The sequence below is a fragment of the Nonomuraea sp. NPDC048916 genome, from assembly GCF_040649575.1.
GTDB lineage: Bacteria > Actinomycetota > Actinomycetes > Streptosporangiales > Streptosporangiaceae > Nonomuraea.
This window is the reverse complement of the sequence record NZ_JBEZFS010000030.1, coordinates 25,016-42,360: the sequence shown is the minus strand read 5'-3', so window position 1 is coordinate 42,360 and position 17,345 is coordinate 25,016. Positions and strand designations below refer to the sequence as shown.

Annotated in this window: 18 protein-coding genes and 1 riboswitch; of the genes, 12 read left to right on the top strand and 6 right to left on the bottom strand. The window is 71.0% G+C overall.

Annotated features, from left to right (window positions below; genetic code table 11):
- The first annotated feature begins 54 nt into the window (after positions 1-54).
- The 5 genes from AB0C16_RS28650 to AB0C16_RS28630 all read left to right on the top strand — a co-directional run bounded on the left by AB0C16_RS28650 (position 55) and on the right by AB0C16_RS28630 (position 5,214).
- Positions 55-489, top strand: a complete 435-nt coding sequence (locus AB0C16_RS28650) for a helix-turn-helix domain-containing protein (protein WP_357687139.1) — start codon at positions 55-57, stop codon at positions 487-489.
- Complete coding sequence (locus AB0C16_RS28645) at positions 486-809, top strand: rhodanese-like domain-containing protein (RefSeq protein ID WP_357687137.1); 324 nt, start codon at positions 486-488, stop codon at positions 807-809. Before AB0C16_RS28650 ends, AB0C16_RS28645 begins: the two co-directional genes overlap by 4 nt.
- A 147-nt stretch (positions 810-956) precedes the next feature.
- Positions 957-1,226, top strand: coding sequence for a hypothetical protein (locus AB0C16_RS28640; RefSeq protein ID WP_357687135.1), 270 nt, complete (start codon positions 957-959; stop codon positions 1,224-1,226).
- Between the two features lie 101 nt (positions 1,227-1,327).
- Entirely contained in the window at positions 1,328-3,640 is a 2,313-nt protein-coding gene (locus AB0C16_RS28635) for an excinuclease ABC subunit UvrA (protein WP_357687133.1), read from the top strand.
- A gap of 135 nt (positions 3,641-3,775) precedes the next feature.
- A riboswitch (TPP riboswitch) is annotated at positions 3,776-3,889 on the top strand.
- On the top strand, positions 3,880-5,214 hold the full coding sequence (locus AB0C16_RS28630) for a cytosine permease (RefSeq protein WP_357687131.1): 1,335 nt from the start codon (positions 3,880-3,882) through the stop codon (positions 5,212-5,214). (Overlaps the previous riboswitch by 10 nt.)
- Here the strand turns inward: AB0C16_RS28630 and AB0C16_RS28625 are convergent.
- Positions 5,192-5,752, bottom strand: coding sequence for a methylated-DNA--[protein]-cysteine S-methyltransferase (locus AB0C16_RS28625; protein ID WP_357687129.1), 561 nt, complete (start codon positions 5,750-5,752; stop codon positions 5,192-5,194). The genes AB0C16_RS28630 and AB0C16_RS28625 overlap by 23 nt on opposite strands.
- A gap of 85 nt (positions 5,753-5,837) precedes the next feature.
- On the opposite strand from AB0C16_RS28625, the gene AB0C16_RS28620 reads away from it, so the two are divergent.
- Together AB0C16_RS28620 and AB0C16_RS28615 are read left to right on the top strand one after the other, a co-directional pair.
- The gene (locus AB0C16_RS28620; protein WP_357687127.1) at positions 5,838-7,715 is read left to right on the top strand and encodes a PAS domain S-box protein; all 1,878 of its coding nucleotides are present in this window, start codon (positions 5,838-5,840) and stop codon (positions 7,713-7,715) included.
- A 56-nt stretch (positions 7,716-7,771) separates the two neighbouring features.
- Positions 7,772-8,290, top strand: a complete 519-nt coding sequence (locus AB0C16_RS28615; protein WP_357687228.1) for an ATP-binding protein — start codon at positions 7,772-7,774, stop codon at positions 8,288-8,290.
- On the opposite strand, the gene yidC is transcribed toward AB0C16_RS28615, so the two are convergent.
- The 3 genes from yidC to AB0C16_RS28600 are packed head-to-tail and all read right to left on the bottom strand — an operon-like array spanning position 8,274 to position 9,366.
- The gene (gene yidC / locus AB0C16_RS28610) at positions 8,274-8,921 is read right to left on the bottom strand and encodes a membrane protein insertase YidC (RefSeq protein WP_357687125.1); all 648 of its coding nucleotides are present in this window, start codon (positions 8,919-8,921) and stop codon (positions 8,274-8,276) included. The two genes, AB0C16_RS28615 and yidC, sit on opposite strands and share 17 nt — an antisense overlap.
- 48 nt (positions 8,922-8,969) lie before the next feature.
- Positions 8,970-9,191, bottom strand: coding sequence for a DUF6412 domain-containing protein (locus tag AB0C16_RS28605; RefSeq protein WP_357687123.1), 222 nt, complete (start codon positions 9,189-9,191; stop codon positions 8,970-8,972).
- Position 9,192: 1 nt separating this feature from the next.
- A complete protein-coding gene (locus tag AB0C16_RS28600; RefSeq protein WP_357687121.1) occupies positions 9,193-9,366 on the bottom strand; it encodes a hypothetical protein in 174 nt (57 codons plus the stop codon).
- A gap of 94 nt (positions 9,367-9,460) precedes the next feature.
- On the opposite strand from AB0C16_RS28600, the gene AB0C16_RS28595 reads away from it, so the two are divergent.
- Complete coding sequence (locus AB0C16_RS28595) at positions 9,461-10,159, top strand: response regulator transcription factor (RefSeq protein ID WP_357687119.1); 699 nt, start codon at positions 9,461-9,463, stop codon at positions 10,157-10,159.
- A gap of 67 nt (positions 10,160-10,226) precedes the next feature.
- Positions 10,227-11,342, top strand: coding sequence for a HAMP domain-containing sensor histidine kinase (locus AB0C16_RS28590; RefSeq protein WP_357687117.1), 1,116 nt, complete (start codon positions 10,227-10,229; stop codon positions 11,340-11,342).
- 59 nt (positions 11,343-11,401) lie between these two features.
- Here AB0C16_RS28590 and AB0C16_RS28585 read toward each other — a convergent pair whose 3' ends face one another.
- Positions 11,402-11,806 carry a hypothetical protein gene (locus AB0C16_RS28585; RefSeq protein WP_357687115.1) on the bottom strand — a complete coding sequence of 135 codons (405 nt, stop codon included), beginning with the start codon at positions 11,804-11,806 and terminating at the stop codon, positions 11,402-11,404.
- A gap of 224 nt (positions 11,807-12,030) precedes the next feature.
- Here AB0C16_RS28585 and AB0C16_RS28580 point away from each other — a divergent pair, with 224 nt between their 5' ends.
- From AB0C16_RS28580 to mptB, 3 genes are all read left to right on the top strand, one after another.
- The gene (locus AB0C16_RS28580; protein WP_189127379.1) at positions 12,031-12,378 is read left to right on the top strand and encodes an STAS domain-containing protein; all 348 of its coding nucleotides are present in this window, start codon (positions 12,031-12,033) and stop codon (positions 12,376-12,378) included.
- A 61-nt stretch (positions 12,379-12,439) separates the two neighbouring features.
- Positions 12,440-13,162: a glycosyltransferase gene (locus AB0C16_RS28575; protein ID WP_357687113.1), complete on the top strand. Its 723-nt coding sequence runs from the start codon at positions 12,440-12,442 to the stop codon at positions 13,160-13,162.
- 123 nt (positions 13,163-13,285) lie between these two features.
- Complete coding sequence (mptB, locus tag AB0C16_RS28570) at positions 13,286-14,806, top strand: polyprenol phosphomannose-dependent alpha 1,6 mannosyltransferase MptB (RefSeq protein ID WP_357687111.1); 1,521 nt, start codon at positions 13,286-13,288, stop codon at positions 14,804-14,806.
- Here mptB and AB0C16_RS28565 read toward each other — a convergent pair.
- Positions 14,688-17,312: a hypothetical protein gene (locus AB0C16_RS28565; protein ID WP_357687109.1), complete on the bottom strand. Its 2,625-nt coding sequence runs from the start codon at positions 17,310-17,312 to the stop codon at positions 14,688-14,690. The two genes, mptB and AB0C16_RS28565, sit on opposite strands and share 119 nt — an antisense overlap.
- Positions 17,313-17,345: the final 33 nt, after the last annotated feature.

Genomic DNA, 17,345 nt, shown 5'->3' with positions numbered 1-17,345 from the left:
GTGATGTCGGTTATCTCTTGTAACCGTCAGCATCCTGCGGCAGCATGAGGTCCCATGGAAGACGGCACTTTCAAGTCACCCGGTTACTGCGAGAGCACCGTCCACGACGATTACGACGTCAGGCAGTGGGACACCAGAGAAGACTGCGAGGTCAGGCAGATCCTCGACCGTGTCGCCGACAAGTGGTCACTGCTGGTCATCGCCCTGCTCGACTGCCGGAGCCTGCGCTTCACCGAGCTCCGCCGCGAGATCGACGGAGTCAGCCAGCGCATGCTCAGCGTGACCCTGCGTCACCTCGAACGCGACGGCCTGGTGACGCGCACCGTCCACCCCGTGGTGCCGCCCCGCGTCGACTACGCCCTCACTCCGCTCGGCCGCACCCTGCACGAGACCATCAAGACCCTGGTCACCTGGACCGAGGAGCATCAGCAGGAGATCGCCGCGGCCCGTGCCGACTACGACGCCAGGCGCGAGATGATGGACGCATGACCGTTCCCGAGATCGACGCACGTGACCTGCCCGCCGACGTCTTCCTGCTCGACGTGCGCGAGCGCGACGAGTGGGTGTCCGGTCACGCGCCCGAAGCCGTGCACATCCCGATGACCGAGATCCAGATCCGGGTCGCCGAGGTGCCCGAAGACCGGAAGATCTACGTCGTCTGCCGGTCCGGCGGCCGATCGCTCCAGGTGGCGGGCTGGCTCAACCAGCTCGGGCGCGAGGCGGTCAACGTCGGTGGCGGGATGCAGTCGTGGGAGTTCGCCGGGCGGCCGATGGTCAGCGAGACGGGGGAGACTCCCTTCGTGGCGTGATCGATGGCTTGATGCCCAATCCCACCTACCGCTGGAGCTCGGGGCGCATCCGGCTGTGAGGCGACCTGCGGGCGATGACCCGCGGCGGCGCAGACCGATCAGGAATCGAGAAGCGCCGGCCCCCTGGCCGCACCTAGCGTGACCGCCATGGACACCACCTCCGTCCAGGAGCCCACCGGGCAGCCGTCCTGCGTTCGCGACTGCGTCGTCCGCGAACCCGCGGGCAACCTGATCCATGGAACCGCGCTGAGCCGTCCGGCGACCGCGGCCACGATCCGCACGGACGGCACCGTGACGGAGCCGCGCACGACGCCGGTGGCGTCACCCCGGCCGACACCGCCGATCAGGTGGACAGCGGAGTGTCGCCACGACCGTGCCCGCGAACGAGAACCAGACGTACTGCTCGAAGCTGGTTAGATCGAGCCAGACGACGCCGACGGAGACCGCCAAGGCGGCCCGCGCAACAGATCCCCATAACAGATCCCCGTAACAGATCCCCCGTAAGAGTTGGAGACACGATGAGCACGGCCACGAGGACGGAGACGCAGTCGCCTGCGCTGCACGTAGCCGACAGCCACGATCTGATCCGCGTGCAGGGCGCGCGCGAGAACAACCTCAAGGACGTCAGCGTCGAGATCCCGAAGCGCCGGCTGACGGTGTTCACCGGCGTCTCCGGCTCGGGCAAGAGCTCGCTGGTGTTCGGCACGATCGCCGCGGAGTCGCAGCGGCTGATCAACGAGACCTACAGCGCCTTCGTGCAGGGCTTCATGCCGACGCTGGCGCGGCCGGAGGTCGACCTGCTGGAGGGGCTGACAACGGCGATCATCGTCGACCAGGAGCGGATGGGCGCCAACTCCCGCTCCACCGTCGGCACCGCCACCGACGCCAACGCGATGCTGCGGATCGTCTTCAGCCGGCTCGGCGAGCCGAGTGCCGGGCCGTCGTTCCACTACAGCTTCAACCTGCCCGCCGGCGCCTGCCCGCGCTGCGAGGGCATGGGCAGCGTGACCGACATCGACCTGACCCAGCTCTACGACGACAGCAAGTCGCTCAACGAGGGCGCGCTCACCATCCCCGGCTACAGCGTCGACGGCTGGTATGGCCGCATCTTCAGCGGCTGCGGCTTCTTCGACCCGGACAAGCCGATCCGCAAGTTCACCAAGAAGGAGCTCGACGACCTCCTCCACAAGGAGCCAACCAAGATCAAGGTCGACGGCATCAACCTGACCTACGAGGGGCTGATCCCGCGGGTCCAGAAGTCGTTCCTCTCCAAGGACCGGGAGGCGATGCAGTCGCACATCCGGGCGTTCGTGGACCGGGCGGTCACCTTCACCACCTGCCCCGAGTGCGGCGGCAGCCGGCTCAACGAGGCGGCCCGCGCCTCGCGGATCGGGGGCATCAACATCGCCGACGCCTGCGCGATGCAGATCAGCGACCTGGCCGAATGGGTCCGCGGCGTCGACGAACCGTCGGTGGCGCCGCTGCTCGCGACGCTGCAGCAGACCCTCGACTCGTTCGTGGAGATCGGTCTGGGCTACCTCTCGCTCGACCGGCCGTCGGGCACGCTGTCGGGCGGCGAGGCGCAGCGCACCAAGATGATCCGCCACCTCGGCTCCTCGCTCACCGACGTCACCTACGTCTTCGACGAGCCCACCACGGGCCTGCACCCCCATGACATCCAGCGGATGAACGACCTGCTGCTGCGGCTGCGGGACAAGGGCAACACGGTGCTCGTCGTCGAGCACAAGCCGGAGACGATCGCGATCGCCGACCACGTCGTCGACCTCGGCCCCGGCGCCGGTACGGCGGGCGGCGCCGTCTGCTTCGAGGGCACCGTCGAGGGGCTGCGGGCCGGAGGCACCCTCACCGGCCGCCATTTCGACGACCGGGCCGCCCTCAAGGAGACGGTGCGGACGCCCACCGGCACGCTGGAGATCCGCGGCGCGGCGGCGCACAACCTGCGCGACGTCGACGTCGACGTCCCGCTCGGGGTGCTGGTCGTCGTCACCGGCGTGGCCGGCTCCGGCAAGAGCTCGCTCGTGCACGGGTCGATCCCCGCCGGCGCGGGTGTGGTGTCGATCGACCAGGGCGCGATCCGCGGCTCGCGACGGAGCAACCCGGCGACGTACACCGGACTGCTCGACCCGATCCGCAAGGCGTTCGCGAAGGCCAACGGTGTGAAGCCGGCGCTGTTCAGCGCCAACTCCGAGGGCGCCTGCCCCAACTGCAACGGCGCCGGCGTCATCTACACCGACCTGGCGATGATGGCCGGCGTCGCCACCACCTGCGAGGAGTGCGAGGGGAAGCGGTTCCAGGCATCGGTGCTGGACCACCACCTCGGCGGCCGCGACATCAGCGAGGTGCTCGCGATGTCGGTGACCGAGGCCGAGGAGTTCTTCCGGGCCGGCGAGGCGCGCACGCCGGCCGCGCACGCCATCCTCAACCGGCTCGCCGACGTCGGGCTCGGCTACCTCAGCCTCGGCCAGCCGCTCACCACGCTGTCCGGCGGCGAGCGGCAGCGGCTCAAGCTGGCCACCCACATGACCGAGAAGGGCGGCGTCTACGTCCTCGACGAGCCGACCACCGGCCTCCACCTCGCCGATGTGGAGCAACTGCTCGGCCTGCTCGACCGGCTCGTCGACTCCGGCAAGTCGGTCATCGTCATCGAGCATCACCAGGCGGTCATGGCGCACGCCGACTGGATCATCGACCTCGGCCCAGGCGCCGGCCACGACGGCGGCCGGATCGTCTTCGAGGGCACACCCGCCGACCTCGTCGCCGCCCGCTCCACCCTCACCGGCGAGCACCTCGCGGCCTATGTCGGCACCTGACCGAGGCGCACGCGGACATCGTGAGACGCGCGCGGGCTCGTCTCGTGGCACGACCGCGCCTCGCCCGGCGGTGGCCGATCTCGGACGAATGGTGCATCATGGGGGCGCGAGCTGGGGTGATCTCGGTTCGCTGATCCATCCCCACGCGGGAGCTCGGGGCGCACCGGGCTGAGAGGGCGACCGAGGCCGTCGCCGACCGCATGAACCTGTCCGGGTAATGCCGGCGTAGGGAGAGTGCGATGTCCTCTGTCGTCGACGAAGTCCCCCTGACCCTCGACGGAGAGCCCCCCAAGACCCTCGGACTCCTCGACCAGGGCGCCCTGTGGGCCAACCTGGCGGTCAGCCTGCTGGGTTTCTCCGGGGCGTTGTTCCTGCTCAACCCCCTCGGCGACGCACCGCTGACCGTGACCGCCGCGCTGGTGGCCGCGTTCGTCGGCAGCCTGATCGGCACGACCATGGTGGGCCTGGCCGCCATCCCCGGCACGCAGACCGGGCGGCCGTCGATGGTGCTGCTCCGCGGCCTGTTCGGGGCCAGGCTGTCCTACATCCCGACCGTGCTCAACATCGTGCAGATGATCGGCTGGGGCGCCTTCGAGCTCTGGGTGATCTCCATGGGCGCGATGGCCGTCTTCGGCGACGCCGTGCCGTACGCGGTGTGGGTGGTCGTGGCGGGCATCCTGACCACCGCGCTGAGCATCTGGCCGCTCGGCGCGGTCCGGTTGCTCCGCCGCTACGTCACGATCGCCGTGATCATCTCGCTCATCTGGTTCGCGGTGGACTTCCTGGGTGAGGCCACACCGCAGGCCGGGGGGTCGTGGACGGCGTTCGCCCCGGCCGTCGACTACGTGATCGCGCTGTCGGTCTCCTGGGTGCCTATCGCCGCCGACTTCGCCCGGCACTCCAGGTCGAGCCGGGCGGCGTTCACCGGCGTGGTCGGCGGCTACACACTGGCCCAGGTGGCCTGCCTCGGGCTCGGCGTCTACGCGGTGGCGATCGCCGGGACGGCCGCGGTGACCGCCGACAACACCGCGGTGTTCGGGCCGTTCGTCGCGGCGCCGCTGGGCGCGTTGTTCTTCGCCGTGCTCGTGCTGCGCGAGGCCGACCAGTCGTTCGCGAACGTCTACTCCACCACGATGTCGCTGCAGAACCTGATGCCGCGCGTCGACCGGCGGGTCATCTCCATCACGATCGGTGTGCTGACCACGGCCATCGCGCTGGTCGTCAACGTGGCGTCGTACGGCGCGTTCCTCGGTGTGATCGGCGCGGTGTTCGTGCCGATGTTCGCGGTGCTCGCGGTCGACTACTTCCTGCTCGGCGGCGCCCGGCGGTGGAACACCGAGGAGGACGCCCCTTCCCGGTGGTCCATGCTGTTGCCCTGGGCGCTGGGCTTCGCCGCCTACTGGCTGACCACCTCGACCCCGACGGTCGAGCAGTGGGACGGCTTCTGGGCGGCGGCGCGCGAGGCGATCGGCTTCACCAGGGAGCCGTGGATGAACGGCGCGCTCGGCGCGGCGCTGGTGGCGGCGCTGGTGACGCTGGCGAGCGGCGGTCTCAGGCGCGCGACTCGACGGTGAGCAGGTGGCGCTTGGCGGCCGCGCCTCCGGGGTAGTCGCCGAGCACGGCCTCGCCGGGGACGACCCGGTGGCACGGCACGATCACGCAGACGGGGTTGGAGACGACCGCGTTGCCGACCGCGCGCAGCGCGCGCGGGCGGCCGATGCGCTCGCCGATCTCGGCCAGCGTCGTGGTCGTGCCGTAGGGCACCGCCATCGTCTTCTGCAGCACCGTACGGGCGAACGGGGTGGCGAGGACCAGGTCGACCGGGCTGGCGAAGGCTCTCAGCCGGCCGGAGAAGTAGGCGTCGAGCTCTCTGCGCACCGGGTCGAGCCGCCCCGGATCGGGCCCGATGAACGTGCCGACGTGCTTGATCACCCGCTCGAACACGAGGTTTTCGTCGTCGAAGCTGCAGGCCACGATGCCCTTGCCGGACACCGCGAGGACCAGCCTGCCCACGGCCCCGTCGTAGGTGCCGAACGCGATGTCGGGCGGCGCCTCCCCGCGGTAGGTGGTGGAGGTGACCCTGAGCAGTGCGTCGATGTCGCCGCCCGGCATTCCCTCACCTACTTCCCGCCCGGAGAGGCCGTGACCGCAGCGTATCGGACGGATCGCCCGACGGAAGCACCGCACCGCAGGCACTATGGGAGGCGTGGGTGACGACTGGGCCGGGAGTGACGACGAGATAGCGCGCGCGGCGCTCCACAGCTCGCCCAATGCGATCATCGCGCTCGACCGGGACCAGACCGTGCTGGCCTGGAACCCGGCGGCGGAGCGGCTCTTCGGCTGGACGGCCGGCGAGTTGCTGGGCCGCAGGGCGCCGATCGTGCCGGGGGAGCTGACCGCCGAGCACAACGCGGTGCTCGAACACGTGCGCACGGGCGGCCAGGTGACGCTCCGCACCAAGCGGTTACGCCGCGACGGCAGCGTGGTCGATCTCAGGGTCGACACGAGCGCGCTGCTCATGGGCAGCTCGGTGGCGGGCTACGTGTGCGTCCACCACCTGACGGAGGCCGACGAGGCGGCGCGCGAGCGCATGGCGCGCCGGGCCAGGCTGGTGCGCCGGCTCACCGACGTGGTCGGCGACATCAACGCCGAGCTGGAGCTGCCGGCCGTGCTCGACCGGATCGCGGCCAGCCTGACCGAGCTGACCGGCGCCGACGCCGGCGGGTTCGTGCTCATCGAGGGCGAGCGGCTGCGCCTGGTGAGCGCGCACCAACTGCCCGACTCGCTCAGGGACGCGACCGCCGATCTCCGCACGAGCCTGGTCGACAGGCTGCTGCGCACCGGCAAGACGGTCCTGCTGGAGTCGAACGGGCTCGGCGACCTGGTGTGGGCCCGGCTCAACGGGCTGCACACGATCGCCCTCGGCCTCGCCGCGGTCGGCGGCCGCCCCTACGGCGCGCTCTACGCGCTGTTCGCCAAGCGCAAGCCGGGGCATCTGGAGCTGGAGCTGCTCGAACTTCTCGCCGGGCATGCCGGCATCGCCGTGGGCAAGACCATGGCCTACCAGGAGGCGGTCCGCCAGCGGGCGCACGAGCGGGCGGTGTTCGACGCGAGCGCCGACGGCATCGCCGTGCTCGACCGCGCGGGCCTGGTGACCCAGTGGAACCCCGCCGCGGCCGAGCTCACCGCGCTGCCCGCCGACGCCGTGCTGGGCGGGCCGCTGCCCTTCCCGTTGCCCGAGCCGGGCGAGAAGATGACCTTCCAGCTGGAGACCGGGCGCTGGCTCGACGTGGTCAGCGCGGAGATCGAGGAGACCGGCGAGGTCGTCATCGACTTCCGCGACGTGACCAGGGCCAAGGAGCTGGAGGAGGCCAAGGACCTCTTCCTGGCCACCACCAGCCACGAGCTGCGCACCCCGATCACGATCGTGCGGGGCTTCGCCAGCACGCTCGACTCGCGCTGGGACAAAATGAGCGACCCCGAGCGCCGCTCCGCCGTGCACACGATCGCCGAGCGGGCCCGTTCGCTGGGCCAGCTGATGGATCACCTGCTGCTCGGCTCCAGGGCGGGCGCCGACGAGGTGCCGGTGCGGATCGAATCCTTCGACCTGGCCGAACGCATCCACGCCGCCACGCTGGGCCTGCCCGTGCTGTCCGACAAGCACCGGGTGGATGTGGTCATCCCAGACGGGCTGCCGCCCGTCATGGGCGACGCGCTGGCCACCGACATCGTGCTCGGCCAGCTGCTGGAGAACGCGTTCAAGTACTCACCCAAGGGCGGGCTGATCAGCGTCGAGGCCTGGCCCGAGGACGACTCGGTGGTCGTGGTCGTCGACGACGAAGGGGTCGGCATCGCCCCGGACGACCGCGATCGGGTCTTCGAACGCTTCGTCCAGGTCGACAGCGGCGACCGCAGGAGGTTCGGCGGCGTCGGCCTCGGCCTCTACATCGTGCGCAGCCTCGCGAGGGCCCAGGGCGGCGATGTGAGTGCCCATCCCCGCTTCGGAGGAGGCACCCGGATGCGCCTCGTCCTGGCAGCCGCTTCCACTATCGGAACCGACACACCGATGCGGTAACGAGGTGGTCACGGTTGCGCTCATCTATCGTCCAATGTGTACAAGCTGTGATCGGGATGCGGTTTCTGGGGCCAAGGAACGGGGCATTTCGGTCGTACCGGGGAGTGTTCCCGCGGGGGGCACTGGGAGACGGGGAGGTGGGTGTGTCAAGCGTGGTGTTGCTGCCGTACGCGCCGTCCAGTGTCGCCGTTGCCCGCCAGCGTCTGAGCACTGACCTGCGGGATTGCGGGGTTTTCAGTTCCGCCATAGACGATGCCGTTCTGGTGGTCAGCGAGCTTCTCAGCAACGCGCTGCGGCACGCGCATCCGTTGCCGTCAGGCATGGTCAAGGTGGCCTGGCTGCGAAACGAGGACCACATCGAGGTAGCGGTGAGCGATGGAGGCGCGGCCACCGAACCACGCGCCGGCCGCCCCACCCTGTCCTCGCTGGGAGGCAGGGGGCTGGGCATCGTCGAGTACGTCGCGGAGAGCTGGGGGGTTCGCCACGAGGGTGACACGACGACGGTGTGGGCGATCCTGCCCGCTCCCGACGGCACGCTGAACGGGCAGGTCCACGCCCTCAGAGAGGCCGGTTAGCCAGCACCGCGCGCTCGCCCGCGGTCCACGCCGTGGAGACGAGCAGGTAGAGCCCCGCGGCCAGCGGCAGCACCGCGGCGGCCAGAACCGAGCCGAACGGCAGGAGCGGCATGACCTTGCGCAGCGGCTCCGGCTGCCCTTCCGGCATCGAGGCCCGTATCGTCCGTGCGGACAGCCAGGCCACCAGCGCCATCAGCACGATGACCGCAGCAAAGACCGAAACCGGCCAACTGATCAGACCGTAATTAGCGATCAGGCCGGCCGCCTGTTGCCCCAGCGGCGCGCCCAGCAGATCGTGCCCCGCCAGCGCGGTGGGATGCGTGGCGACCCGGTACATCAACCACGTGAACGGCAACTGCGCCAGCCCCGGAAGAATCCCGGCGAACGGCGAGGTGCCCTCCTTCGCGTAGAGCGCGGACGCCTCCTCGCTCAGCCGCCGCGGGTCGCGCGCGAACCGCTCGCGCAGCTCGCGGAGTTTCGGCGCCAGCCGCTCCCTGACCCGCGCGTGGCGCGCCTGCCTGACGGCCGGCGGCAGCAGGAGGAGACGTACGGCCAGTGTGAACAGCACGATGGCGAGAGCGGCGTCGCCCCCGGCGATGCCGATGACGAACGCGACAAGAGAATCGATCATGAGCCCTTCGATCAGGAAGATGGATCAGGGCTCGCGAACGAGCCCCGCTTACCGGGAAGCGGGGCTCGGTGAGGGTGCTCGTGGACGCGGGCGTCCGGCCGCGTCTGGGTCACGCTGGCGCTGGAAGGCGGTGCGCCGGGAGTAGACCAGCGGGAAGCCCGGCGCCTCACGACGGGCGACGGGCAGCACCCTGGCCGCCCAGACGGCCAGCAGCATGATCGCCATCATGGTGACGCCGATGAGCCACGGGTCGAGCAGGAAAAGCGTCATGTCAGCGCGACGAAGAGGACTTGCCCACCATGGTGACCGCGATGAAGACCAGCAGGCCGACCACCCCGATGATCAGCGCGATCTTCAGCAGGCCCAGCACCATGGGCAGGATGAAGTTGAACAGCACGAAGAGCGCCAGCAAAGCGCCCAGCACGAGCATGATGACTCGACTCATGAGCCCACCGTACGTCCTGCGGGCATGATCCGCGAGGCTTACGAACCGATGACGTGGGTGTCGGTTCGGCCTCGCCCCGCCGTACCGTGAGGCTGTGAATACGCGCATCCTGGTGGTCGACGATGATCCGACCGTGTCGGAGGTGGTGGCGCGATACCTGGAGCGCGACGGGCACGAGGTCGAGTGCGTGGGCGACGGCGCCGAGGCGCTGCGGCGCGCGCTGGCCCGGCCGCCCGACCTGATGGTGCTCGACCTGATGCTGCCCAAGATCGACGGCCTGCAGGTCTGCAAGAAGCTCAGGGAGCGCTGGCCGGTGCCGGTGATCATGCTGACCGCCCTGGGGGAGGAGATCGACCGCGTGGTCGGCCTGGAGACGGGCGCCGACGACTACGTGACCAAGCCGTTCAGCCCGCGCGAGCTGGCGCTGCGGGTGCAGTCGGTGCTCCGACGGGCGCGCGGCGCGTCCGTCACGGGCGGCACGGGCGTGCTGCGTGACGGTGACCTGCTGGTCGACGTGGGAGCTCACGAGGTGCGGCTGCGCGGCGACGAGGTGATGCTGACCGCGCGGGAGTTCGACCTGCTGGCCTACCTGATGCGCAACCCCCGCCAGGCGTTCAGCCGGTCCGCCCTGCTCGACCAGGTGTGGGGCTGGTCGTTCGGCGACTCCTCCACGGTGACCGTCCACGTCAGGCGGTTGAGGGAGAAGATCGAGCCGGACCCGACCGAGCCGCGCAGGATCGTCACGGTATGGGGTGTGGGGTACAGGTACGAACCCTTGGAGACGGGGGCATGAACAGGCTGATCGCCGACCGGGCGTCTCGGTGGGCGGCCTGACCGGGGTGGGCGCCCACGGCTTGGAGGTGAGTGCCACGGTGGTCAACGACCTGGGCGTGATCGTGGCGGTCACCGCCGGGCTGGGGCTGCTCGTGGCTCTGCTCGGCGTCGGGGTGATGTGGCGGCTGCGCACTCGTTCCATCGCGATGATGCTCGGCGTCGTGATGGTGGTCTCGATCGTGGCGACCCTGGCGGGCGTCGTGGCGATCACGCTGAAGATGATCATCGACGGCTCGGTCAGGGACATCGTGCTCAGCGTCGTCGTGGTCGGCGGGCTGGTGGGCCTGGGAGTCGCGTTCGTGCTGGCCCGGCGGGTCGTGGGCGAGAGCAGGCGGCTGGTCGCCGCCGTACGCGACCTGCCCTTCGTCGCGCCGCGGGGGCTGCCCGCCGAGCTGCAGACCATCGCCAACACCCTGCAGGAGGCGAACGCCCGCGAACGCGCGCTGGAAGGCGCCCGGCGCGAGCTGGTGGCCTGGGTGAGCCACGACCTGCGCACCCCGCTGGCCGGGATGCGCGCCATGGCGGAGGCGCTGGAGGACGGGGTGGTGGCCGATCCCGAGACGGTCGGCCGCTACCACGCGCAGATCAAGCTGGAGGTGGAGCGCCTGTCGGCGATGGTGGACGACCTGTTCGAGCTGTCGCGGATCCACGCCGGGGCGCTGCGCCTCTCCCGGACCCGGATCGGCCTGGCCGACCTGGTGGCCGACACGCTCGCCGGGGCCGAGCCGCTGGCCAGGGCGAAAGGTGTGCGCCTGACCGCGGACGCCACCGAGGCCGTGCCGGTGGAGGCCGACGCGGGAGCTCTGGGGCGGGCTCTGGGCAACCTCGTGGTCAACGCCATCAGGCACACGCCGTCGGACCGCACGGTGGTGCTGCGGGCGGCGGTCGACGCCGGGATGGCTTGCCTGTCGGTTTCGGACAGTTGTGGTGGGATACCCGATGACGATCTGTCGCGGGTCTTCGACGTCGCCTTCCGGGGGGAGGCCGCGCGGACCCCGACCAAGGACGGAGGGGCGGGGCTCGGGCTGGCGATCGCCCAGGGCATCGTCGAGGCCCACGACGGGATGATCGACGTGGTCAACGATGGTCCCGGGTGCCGTTTCGAGATCCGCCTCCCCCTGGTCGGCGGGCCGGTCGGCTGATGTGGCCGGCCGTCGGGCCGCTCTTGGACTGCCCGGTGCGGCGGGCGGGTGCCGGTGCTTCAGGCGGACTCCGGGAGGATGGTGTCGGGCGCTGAGCCGAACGACTCGGACATTGCCCGAAATGTCGGGCAAGGCCACCGCCACATGCAGCTCCGGCAGCGCAGGATCGGATGGGCGGCGTCGCTGGTGATGCCCCCCGCGTCGCGCGGCTGGTGCAGGTCGAGCAGGCGCAGCCCCAGCTCCGAGAACGCGAGCAGGTCCTCTCGCGCGCCCGCGAGGAAGTCGAGGTCCTCGGCCGCGAGCTTGGTGCGGACGGGCACGTAACCCTCGTGGTTGACCAGGCCACGCAGGCGATCCGCTTCGTCGTGCCACGAGGCGGCCTTGTCGGTGCGGATGAAGATGGTCTCCAGGTGTTCGCGGAGTCGTCGGCGCTGAGGATCTTCCGGATGGCGTTCTGTATTCATTGATACTCGGGCCCGTGGATCTCGGCCCCAGCCCCTCCTTCGCGGTGAGGTGGTGACCGGATGCGGAGGTGCCGGGCCGCCCCACTTCCGGCCATGCCGGTGTCACAACGTCAAGTTTCGCGTACTCTGCGTTGCCGCGGAGCCTAAACGGATGACAAAAAGCTGTGGTTCCCCTCTCGGCGTGACAACGTGACCGGAAGCCTCGGCGCCGCTAGCCTGCCCCTGTGGAGCTCAAGGTCTCGACTCGATCACATGCCGGGCATGCACTCGTTGCGATCACCGGCGAAATCGACCTCTATACGGCACCTCACCTGCAGTCCGAGTTCACTCGGCTGCTGCAGGAGGGGCCCAGCCGCGTGGTCATCGACATGTCCGCCGTGGATTTCTGCGATTCCACGGGGATGAACGTCCTGCTGTCCGCGCTCAAACGCATGAAGGAGCAGGGAGGCGCCCTCGACGTCGCCGCCCCTCGCCCCGCCGTACGCAAGATCCTGCAGGTCACCGGCCTCGACTCGGTCTTCACCGTGCACGACGAGGTGCCGCAGGAGTTCCTCATCGCCGAGGGCTCATGACGGCGACCCGACATGGCGTGCGCCCGGCCGGCCGGGCGGTTCGCCTGACAAGCGAGGTGTGGTGAGCGACACAGCGGTGATCGTCCCGGCCAAGGACGAAGCGGATCGCATCGGGGCCACCGTCACGGCGGCCCTCGCCCTGCCGGGCGTCGACCTTGTCGTGGTGGTCGACGACGGCTCGACCGACCAGACGGGCAAGGTGGCACGGGCGGCCGGAGCCAGGGTCGTGCGCCACAGCCGCAACCGCGGCAAGGCGGCCGCCATGGAGTCGGGGGCCGAGGCCGTGCGGTTGCTCGATGGCGACGTCCCGCGCCACTTAGTCTTCCTCGACGCCGACCTCGGGGAGACCGCCGGGGCGGCGGCCGCCCTGATCGAGCCGGTGCGCGAGGGCAGGGCCGACATGACCGTCGCCGTCTTCGCCACCCGGGTCAAGCTCGGCGGTCACGGCATGGTCGTCAGGCTCTCGCGTGACGGCATCCGCCGCGCCACGGGGTTCGCGGCGACGCAGCCCCTCAACGGCCAGCGCTGCCTGACCCGCGACGCCTTCGAGGCGGCCCGCCCCCTGGCTCACGGCTTCGGCGTGGAGACCGGCCTGACCATCGACCTCCTGCGCAAGGGCTACCGCGTGGTGGAGGTCGAGGTGGAGATGAGTCATCGAGCGACGGGCACCGACTGGCGTGCCCAGCTCCATCGCGCCCGGCAACTGCGCGATGTGGCTCTCGCTCTGGCCGCCCGAGAGCCGGTAATCACCCAAAACCTCAACAAACTCCGCCCCAAGCGCTGATGCGCGGCAGGCAAACCAGGCAAAAGCCGCCCTGACCTCTCCACACGGTGCCCGCGTCCGGAGTTATCCACAGGTTGGGGACGGCGGGCGTGAGCGCTGTGGTGAGTGTGCTGGAATTTGCGGGTGACTTCGGAGACGCGGAGCGGCCAGCCGTCCACCCTGCTCCCGAGGCTGGCCATGGCGGCGATCTGCGGCTCGATCCTGCTGACGATCAGCCTCGGCCTGCTCGGTCCGTCCGCCTTCGTCCCCGCACTCGGCGGCCCCGCCTGGCACCCGCCCTACTCTCTGGTCCTCCACCCCAGCCCCTATCTCGTGGTCGTCCTGGCCGCGGTGGCCCTCCTTCTCGGCGGGCTGGGCCTGCTCGCGGCTCTCCTCGCCATCCGCCGCCTGCCGCCCCCCGCCGGGATGCCGGCCGCGCGGGTTCTCGTGCTGGTGGGGTGTGTCGTCGCCGCCCTGCTCGCGTTCCTGCCGCCGTCGGGGTCGGGCGACCATCTCAACTACGCCGCCTACGGGCGCATGGTGGTTCTCGGTGTCGACCCCTACACCCATGGCGCGGTCGATCTCAGTGGCGACCCGATCGCCGACGCGGTCGAGGCGCCGTGGCGCGAGGAGCCGAGCGTCTACGGCCCCGTGGCGACCGCCGTCCAGGGCCTGGCGAGCTGGGGCGGCGGCGACTCGGTCAGGCTCACCATCTTCGTCCTGGCCCTGTTCAACGCCGCCGCGTTCATCGTGACCGGCTTGCTGATCGACCGCTTCACCCGCGACGATCCCGCCAGACGGCTGCGCGCGGCCCTGCTGTGGACGGCCAACCCGCTCCTGCTCTACCAACTGGTCGCCGGCATGCACATCGACACGCTGGCCATCGCGTGCATGGTGGCCGCGCTCCTCGCCAGGAGCCGCCCGCTCGGCTCGGGGGTTCTCCTGGGGCTGGGCGTGGCCATCAAGCTCAACGCCGGGCTGGTCGCGCTCGGGCCCGCCTGGGAGCTGCGCCGCCGGCCGGTCCAGCTGGCGCTGATGGCCGGAGCCGCCGTGGCGGTGGTGGTGGTCGGCTACGCCGTCGTCGGCGCCGACGCTGTCGCCCCGGTGACCCGCACCAGCAAGTCCATCTCGCACGCCTCGTTCTGGAAGCTGGTGCAGGGCTGGCTGCAGGAGCTGGTGGGTGTGGGCAGGGCCTACCGTGGCGAGATCCAGGTCGGCTCGCTGCTGGTGCTCGCCCTGGTGGCCTGGTCACTGTTCCGCCTGGCCTCGCGCGCTCCGGGCGCGACACCGTCGGCGCCGTCCGCCGGTGGGGTGCAGGGCGGTCTCTCCGCCGAGGTCGTGGCGGCCGTGCTGGTCTGCGCGTACGTGTTCGCGACGCCCTACGTCCTGCCCTGGTACGACGGGCTGGCGTTCGCGATGCTCGCGCTGGTGGCGGCCTCGGCCCTGGACGGGTTTCTCGCCTTGCACTTACTCGTGCTGTCCCTCGCCTACCTTCCGGCGCGGGTCGTCGGGCAGCCGCAGGACCTCGAGTGGCTCAGAACCGTCGTCAGGGCTCAGGTCGTTCCGTGGTTGCTGTTGGGGCTGACGATTGGCCTGGTGGGGTGGGCTTGGCGAGCTGGAGGGCGCGTACGGAGGCCGCCAGTGCCAGCGGCACCGCCACCGTGAGGGCCATGGCCGGAATGGCGATTCCCGAGTCGTTGATGAGGAAGCCGATGAAGGCGCAGGTGAGGGCGCCCAGCAGACCTGCCCGGAGCGTGGGCGCGACGGCGTAGGCCTGGCCGAGCGCCGAGGCGCCCCAGCGAGACGGGCGGTCGAGCACCAGGAAGAGGAAGGCGAGGGCGACGAGTGAGAGGAGGGTCAGTGACCAGTTCCCCACAGTCACGCCGATCATCGCGCCGAACTTACGCCCGATGACGGTCCAGGCCTGGCCGTCGATGATCTGCTGGACGAAGTTGCCCAGGTGGGTCCGCTGAGTGGCGGGGCGCAGCCAGTCGGAGACGGCGATCCCGCCGATGAGCACGGCGCCGGCCACGGCGACCAGCAGCAGCTTGACCAGGGAGACTCGGCGGCCGCTGAGCATGATCAGGAAGACGGCCAGCCCGACCACGAAGGCGGGCACGCCACCGAAGTCCGCGCCCCACGACGGCCAGCCGTCGACGAAGACCGCCAGCGCGCCGTAGACCCCGCAGACCAGCACCGCGACGAGCCTGGGAGCGCCCCTGCCGAGCAACCACTGAGCCACCCCCGCGAGCGCGAGGATGGTCCCGGTGGCGTAGACGGCGAAGGCGATGTTGCTGAAGCCGTAGAACCTGCCTCCGGTGACGGGCTCGTAGCCGGTCACGGCGTTCACCTGCAACGTCGAGCCGGTCATCACGTCGAGGAGCAGCGCCACCGAGGTCACGCCCGCGACCACGGTGAGGGGGCCCAGCACATGCGTGCGCCACGGGCCGGCGAACGCCAGGGCGCTGATCAGCCCGGCGATCACGAGGATCGTCACGATCAGCGCGAGCATCGGGGCCGGCAGGCCCCACCACGGCACGAGCTGCGCCAGGAACGTGGAGACGGCGATGGCGCCGCTGACCACGGCCACGACCTGCACGGTGGCCAGCAGCCGGGAGGAGCTCGCGGAGTCCTGGACGGGCGGCGACGCAGAGCCGCGGCGGCGGCGCAGGGCCAGGGCGGCGAAGAGGTAGAAGAGGAGCTGCACCGTGACGAAGACGGCGAAGAACGGCCCGCGCACCTCACGCAGCACCTGACTGGCCAGATCGCCGTCCGCCAGTTCCTTGACCGTCTCGGCGGGCGTGGCCGGCGCGGGGCCGTTGTCCTGCCAGGCACGCCCGACGACCTCGCGCGGCACCTCGAGCCCGAGCGCCGCGATCGCGGTCGCGGTCAGGTCGGTGATCGTGACCAGGGCGTCCTGGCGGGTGGAGGTCGCGGTGAGGTGCCCGTGCCGGTACGGCTCACCGCTCGGGGAGGGGCCGGTGGCCAGGGCGACGTGGAGGTGGGCGTTCGGGGTCACGTCGGAGATGCCCGCCACCAGGACGGTGGTGCCGGCGGGCAGGCGGCCGAGCAGGGCGCCGATCCGGCGGTCCGCCTCGGCTACGGCCGCCTGCCTGGTCGCCGCCGGCATCGAGGTGGGCACGCCATACTCGTCCAGCGGCCGGCCGGCCCAGGCGGTGGCCAGTTCGGGGGCATCGAGGACGATCAGGTGGTATGGGGTGAGGTCGGGCAGGGACTCCGGGTTGTCGGCGTATCTGGCGACATTTCCGGTCTTGTCGGCGGCGGCCAGCGCAGCGCCCGCGCCGATGGCGGCCACCTTCCCGCCGGCATCGACGACCAACTGCCCGAGGGTGCCCACCCGGGCGTCGTAGCCCGTCCGCGACTGGTAGGCGGCCAGCTCCGCCCACCCCGGCACGATGGCGCCCTCTCCGACGGACCGGGGGGCCGGCCGGGGCAGGCAGCCTCTGCCCGCCGTGCCTGCCCGCTGGCCCGCCGAGACGGTGAGCCAGCCGGAGGTCGGGCAGGTGACGCCACGGTCCGGAGGCGGCACGGCCCGCGTCGAAAGGGACGCGGACGCGCCCTGGGCGACGAGCTTCCACAGGTTCGGCGTACGCGCCTGGTCGAGGTCGCTCCACTCGAGCCCCGGCACCCCGACGAGCGCCACCCGCCCCTCGGCCGCCTCCTGCCCCTCGGTCCCAAGCCTGCGATGGGCCACCTCCTGCCCGTCGGTCCCAAGCCTGCGATGGGCCGCCGCCTGCCCGTCGGTCCCAAGCCTGCGATGGGCCGCCTCCTGCCCGTCGGTCCCAAGCCTGCGATGGGCCGCCTCCTGCCCGTCGCCCAGCGCGTCGACGTCCGCCACCGCGCGCTCGCCGAAGGCGGCCGGGGTGCCGAGCCTTGCCGCCGAACCTGCGGCGCGTGCCGCCCGGTCGTGGGCCGGTGGTGCGGCGAGCGCCGCCCGGTGGTCGGGAAGCGAGGCTCTGGGGTTCGTGAGGGTGGTGCCCGTGAGGGTGGTGCCCGTGAAGGGGGTGGCGTGGGCGGTGGCCGGGGGCAGGAGGACGGTCAGGATGATGCCCAGAAGGGCGGTGAGGGCCCAGGAGGCCGGGTGGGCTGCGCGTCGCGGGACGGCGAGCCGTACGGGACTGGAGGGCGCACGGAAGGTGACGTGCGGCATGTGCGGGACCCCCAGTGTCGTGCTCCGGTAAAT

Coding starts and splice junctions, on each gene's coding strand:
- AB0C16_RS28650 (WP_357687139.1), top strand. CDS start 55: ATGGAAGACGGCACTTTCAAGTCACCCGGTTACTGCGAGAGCACCGTC.
- AB0C16_RS28645 (WP_357687137.1), top strand. CDS start 486: ATGACCGTTCCCGAGATCGACGCACGTGACCTGCCCGCCGACGTCTTC.
- AB0C16_RS28640 (WP_357687135.1), top strand. CDS start 957: ATGGACACCACCTCCGTCCAGGAGCCCACCGGGCAGCCGTCCTGCGTT.
- AB0C16_RS28635 (WP_357687133.1), top strand. CDS start 1,328: ATGAGCACGGCCACGAGGACGGAGACGCAGTCGCCTGCGCTGCACGTA.
- AB0C16_RS28630 (WP_357687131.1), top strand. CDS start 3,880: ATGTCCTCTGTCGTCGACGAAGTCCCCCTGACCCTCGACGGAGAGCCC.
- AB0C16_RS28625 (WP_357687129.1), bottom strand. CDS start 5,752: ATGCCGGGCGGCGACATCGACGCACTGCTCAGGGTCACCTCCACCACC.
- AB0C16_RS28620 (WP_357687127.1), top strand. CDS start 5,838: ATGGGAGGCGTGGGTGACGACTGGGCCGGGAGTGACGACGAGATAGCG.
- AB0C16_RS28615 (WP_357687228.1), top strand. CDS start 7,772: ATGCGGTTTCTGGGGCCAAGGAACGGGGCATTTCGGTCGTACCGGGGA.
- yidC (WP_357687125.1), bottom strand. CDS start 8,921: ATGATCGATTCTCTTGTCGCGTTCGTCATCGGCATCGCCGGGGGCGAC.
- AB0C16_RS28605 (WP_357687123.1), bottom strand. CDS start 9,191: ATGACGCTTTTCCTGCTCGACCCGTGGCTCATCGGCGTCACCATGATG.
- AB0C16_RS28600 (WP_357687121.1), bottom strand. CDS start 9,366: ATGAGTCGAGTCATCATGCTCGTGCTGGGCGCTTTGCTGGCGCTCTTC.
- AB0C16_RS28585 (WP_357687115.1), bottom strand. CDS start 11,806: ATGAATACAGAACGCCATCCGGAAGATCCTCAGCGCCGACGACTCCGC.
- AB0C16_RS28565 (WP_357687109.1), bottom strand. CDS start 17,312: ATGCCGCACGTCACCTTCCGTGCGCCCTCCAGTCCCGTACGGCTCGCC.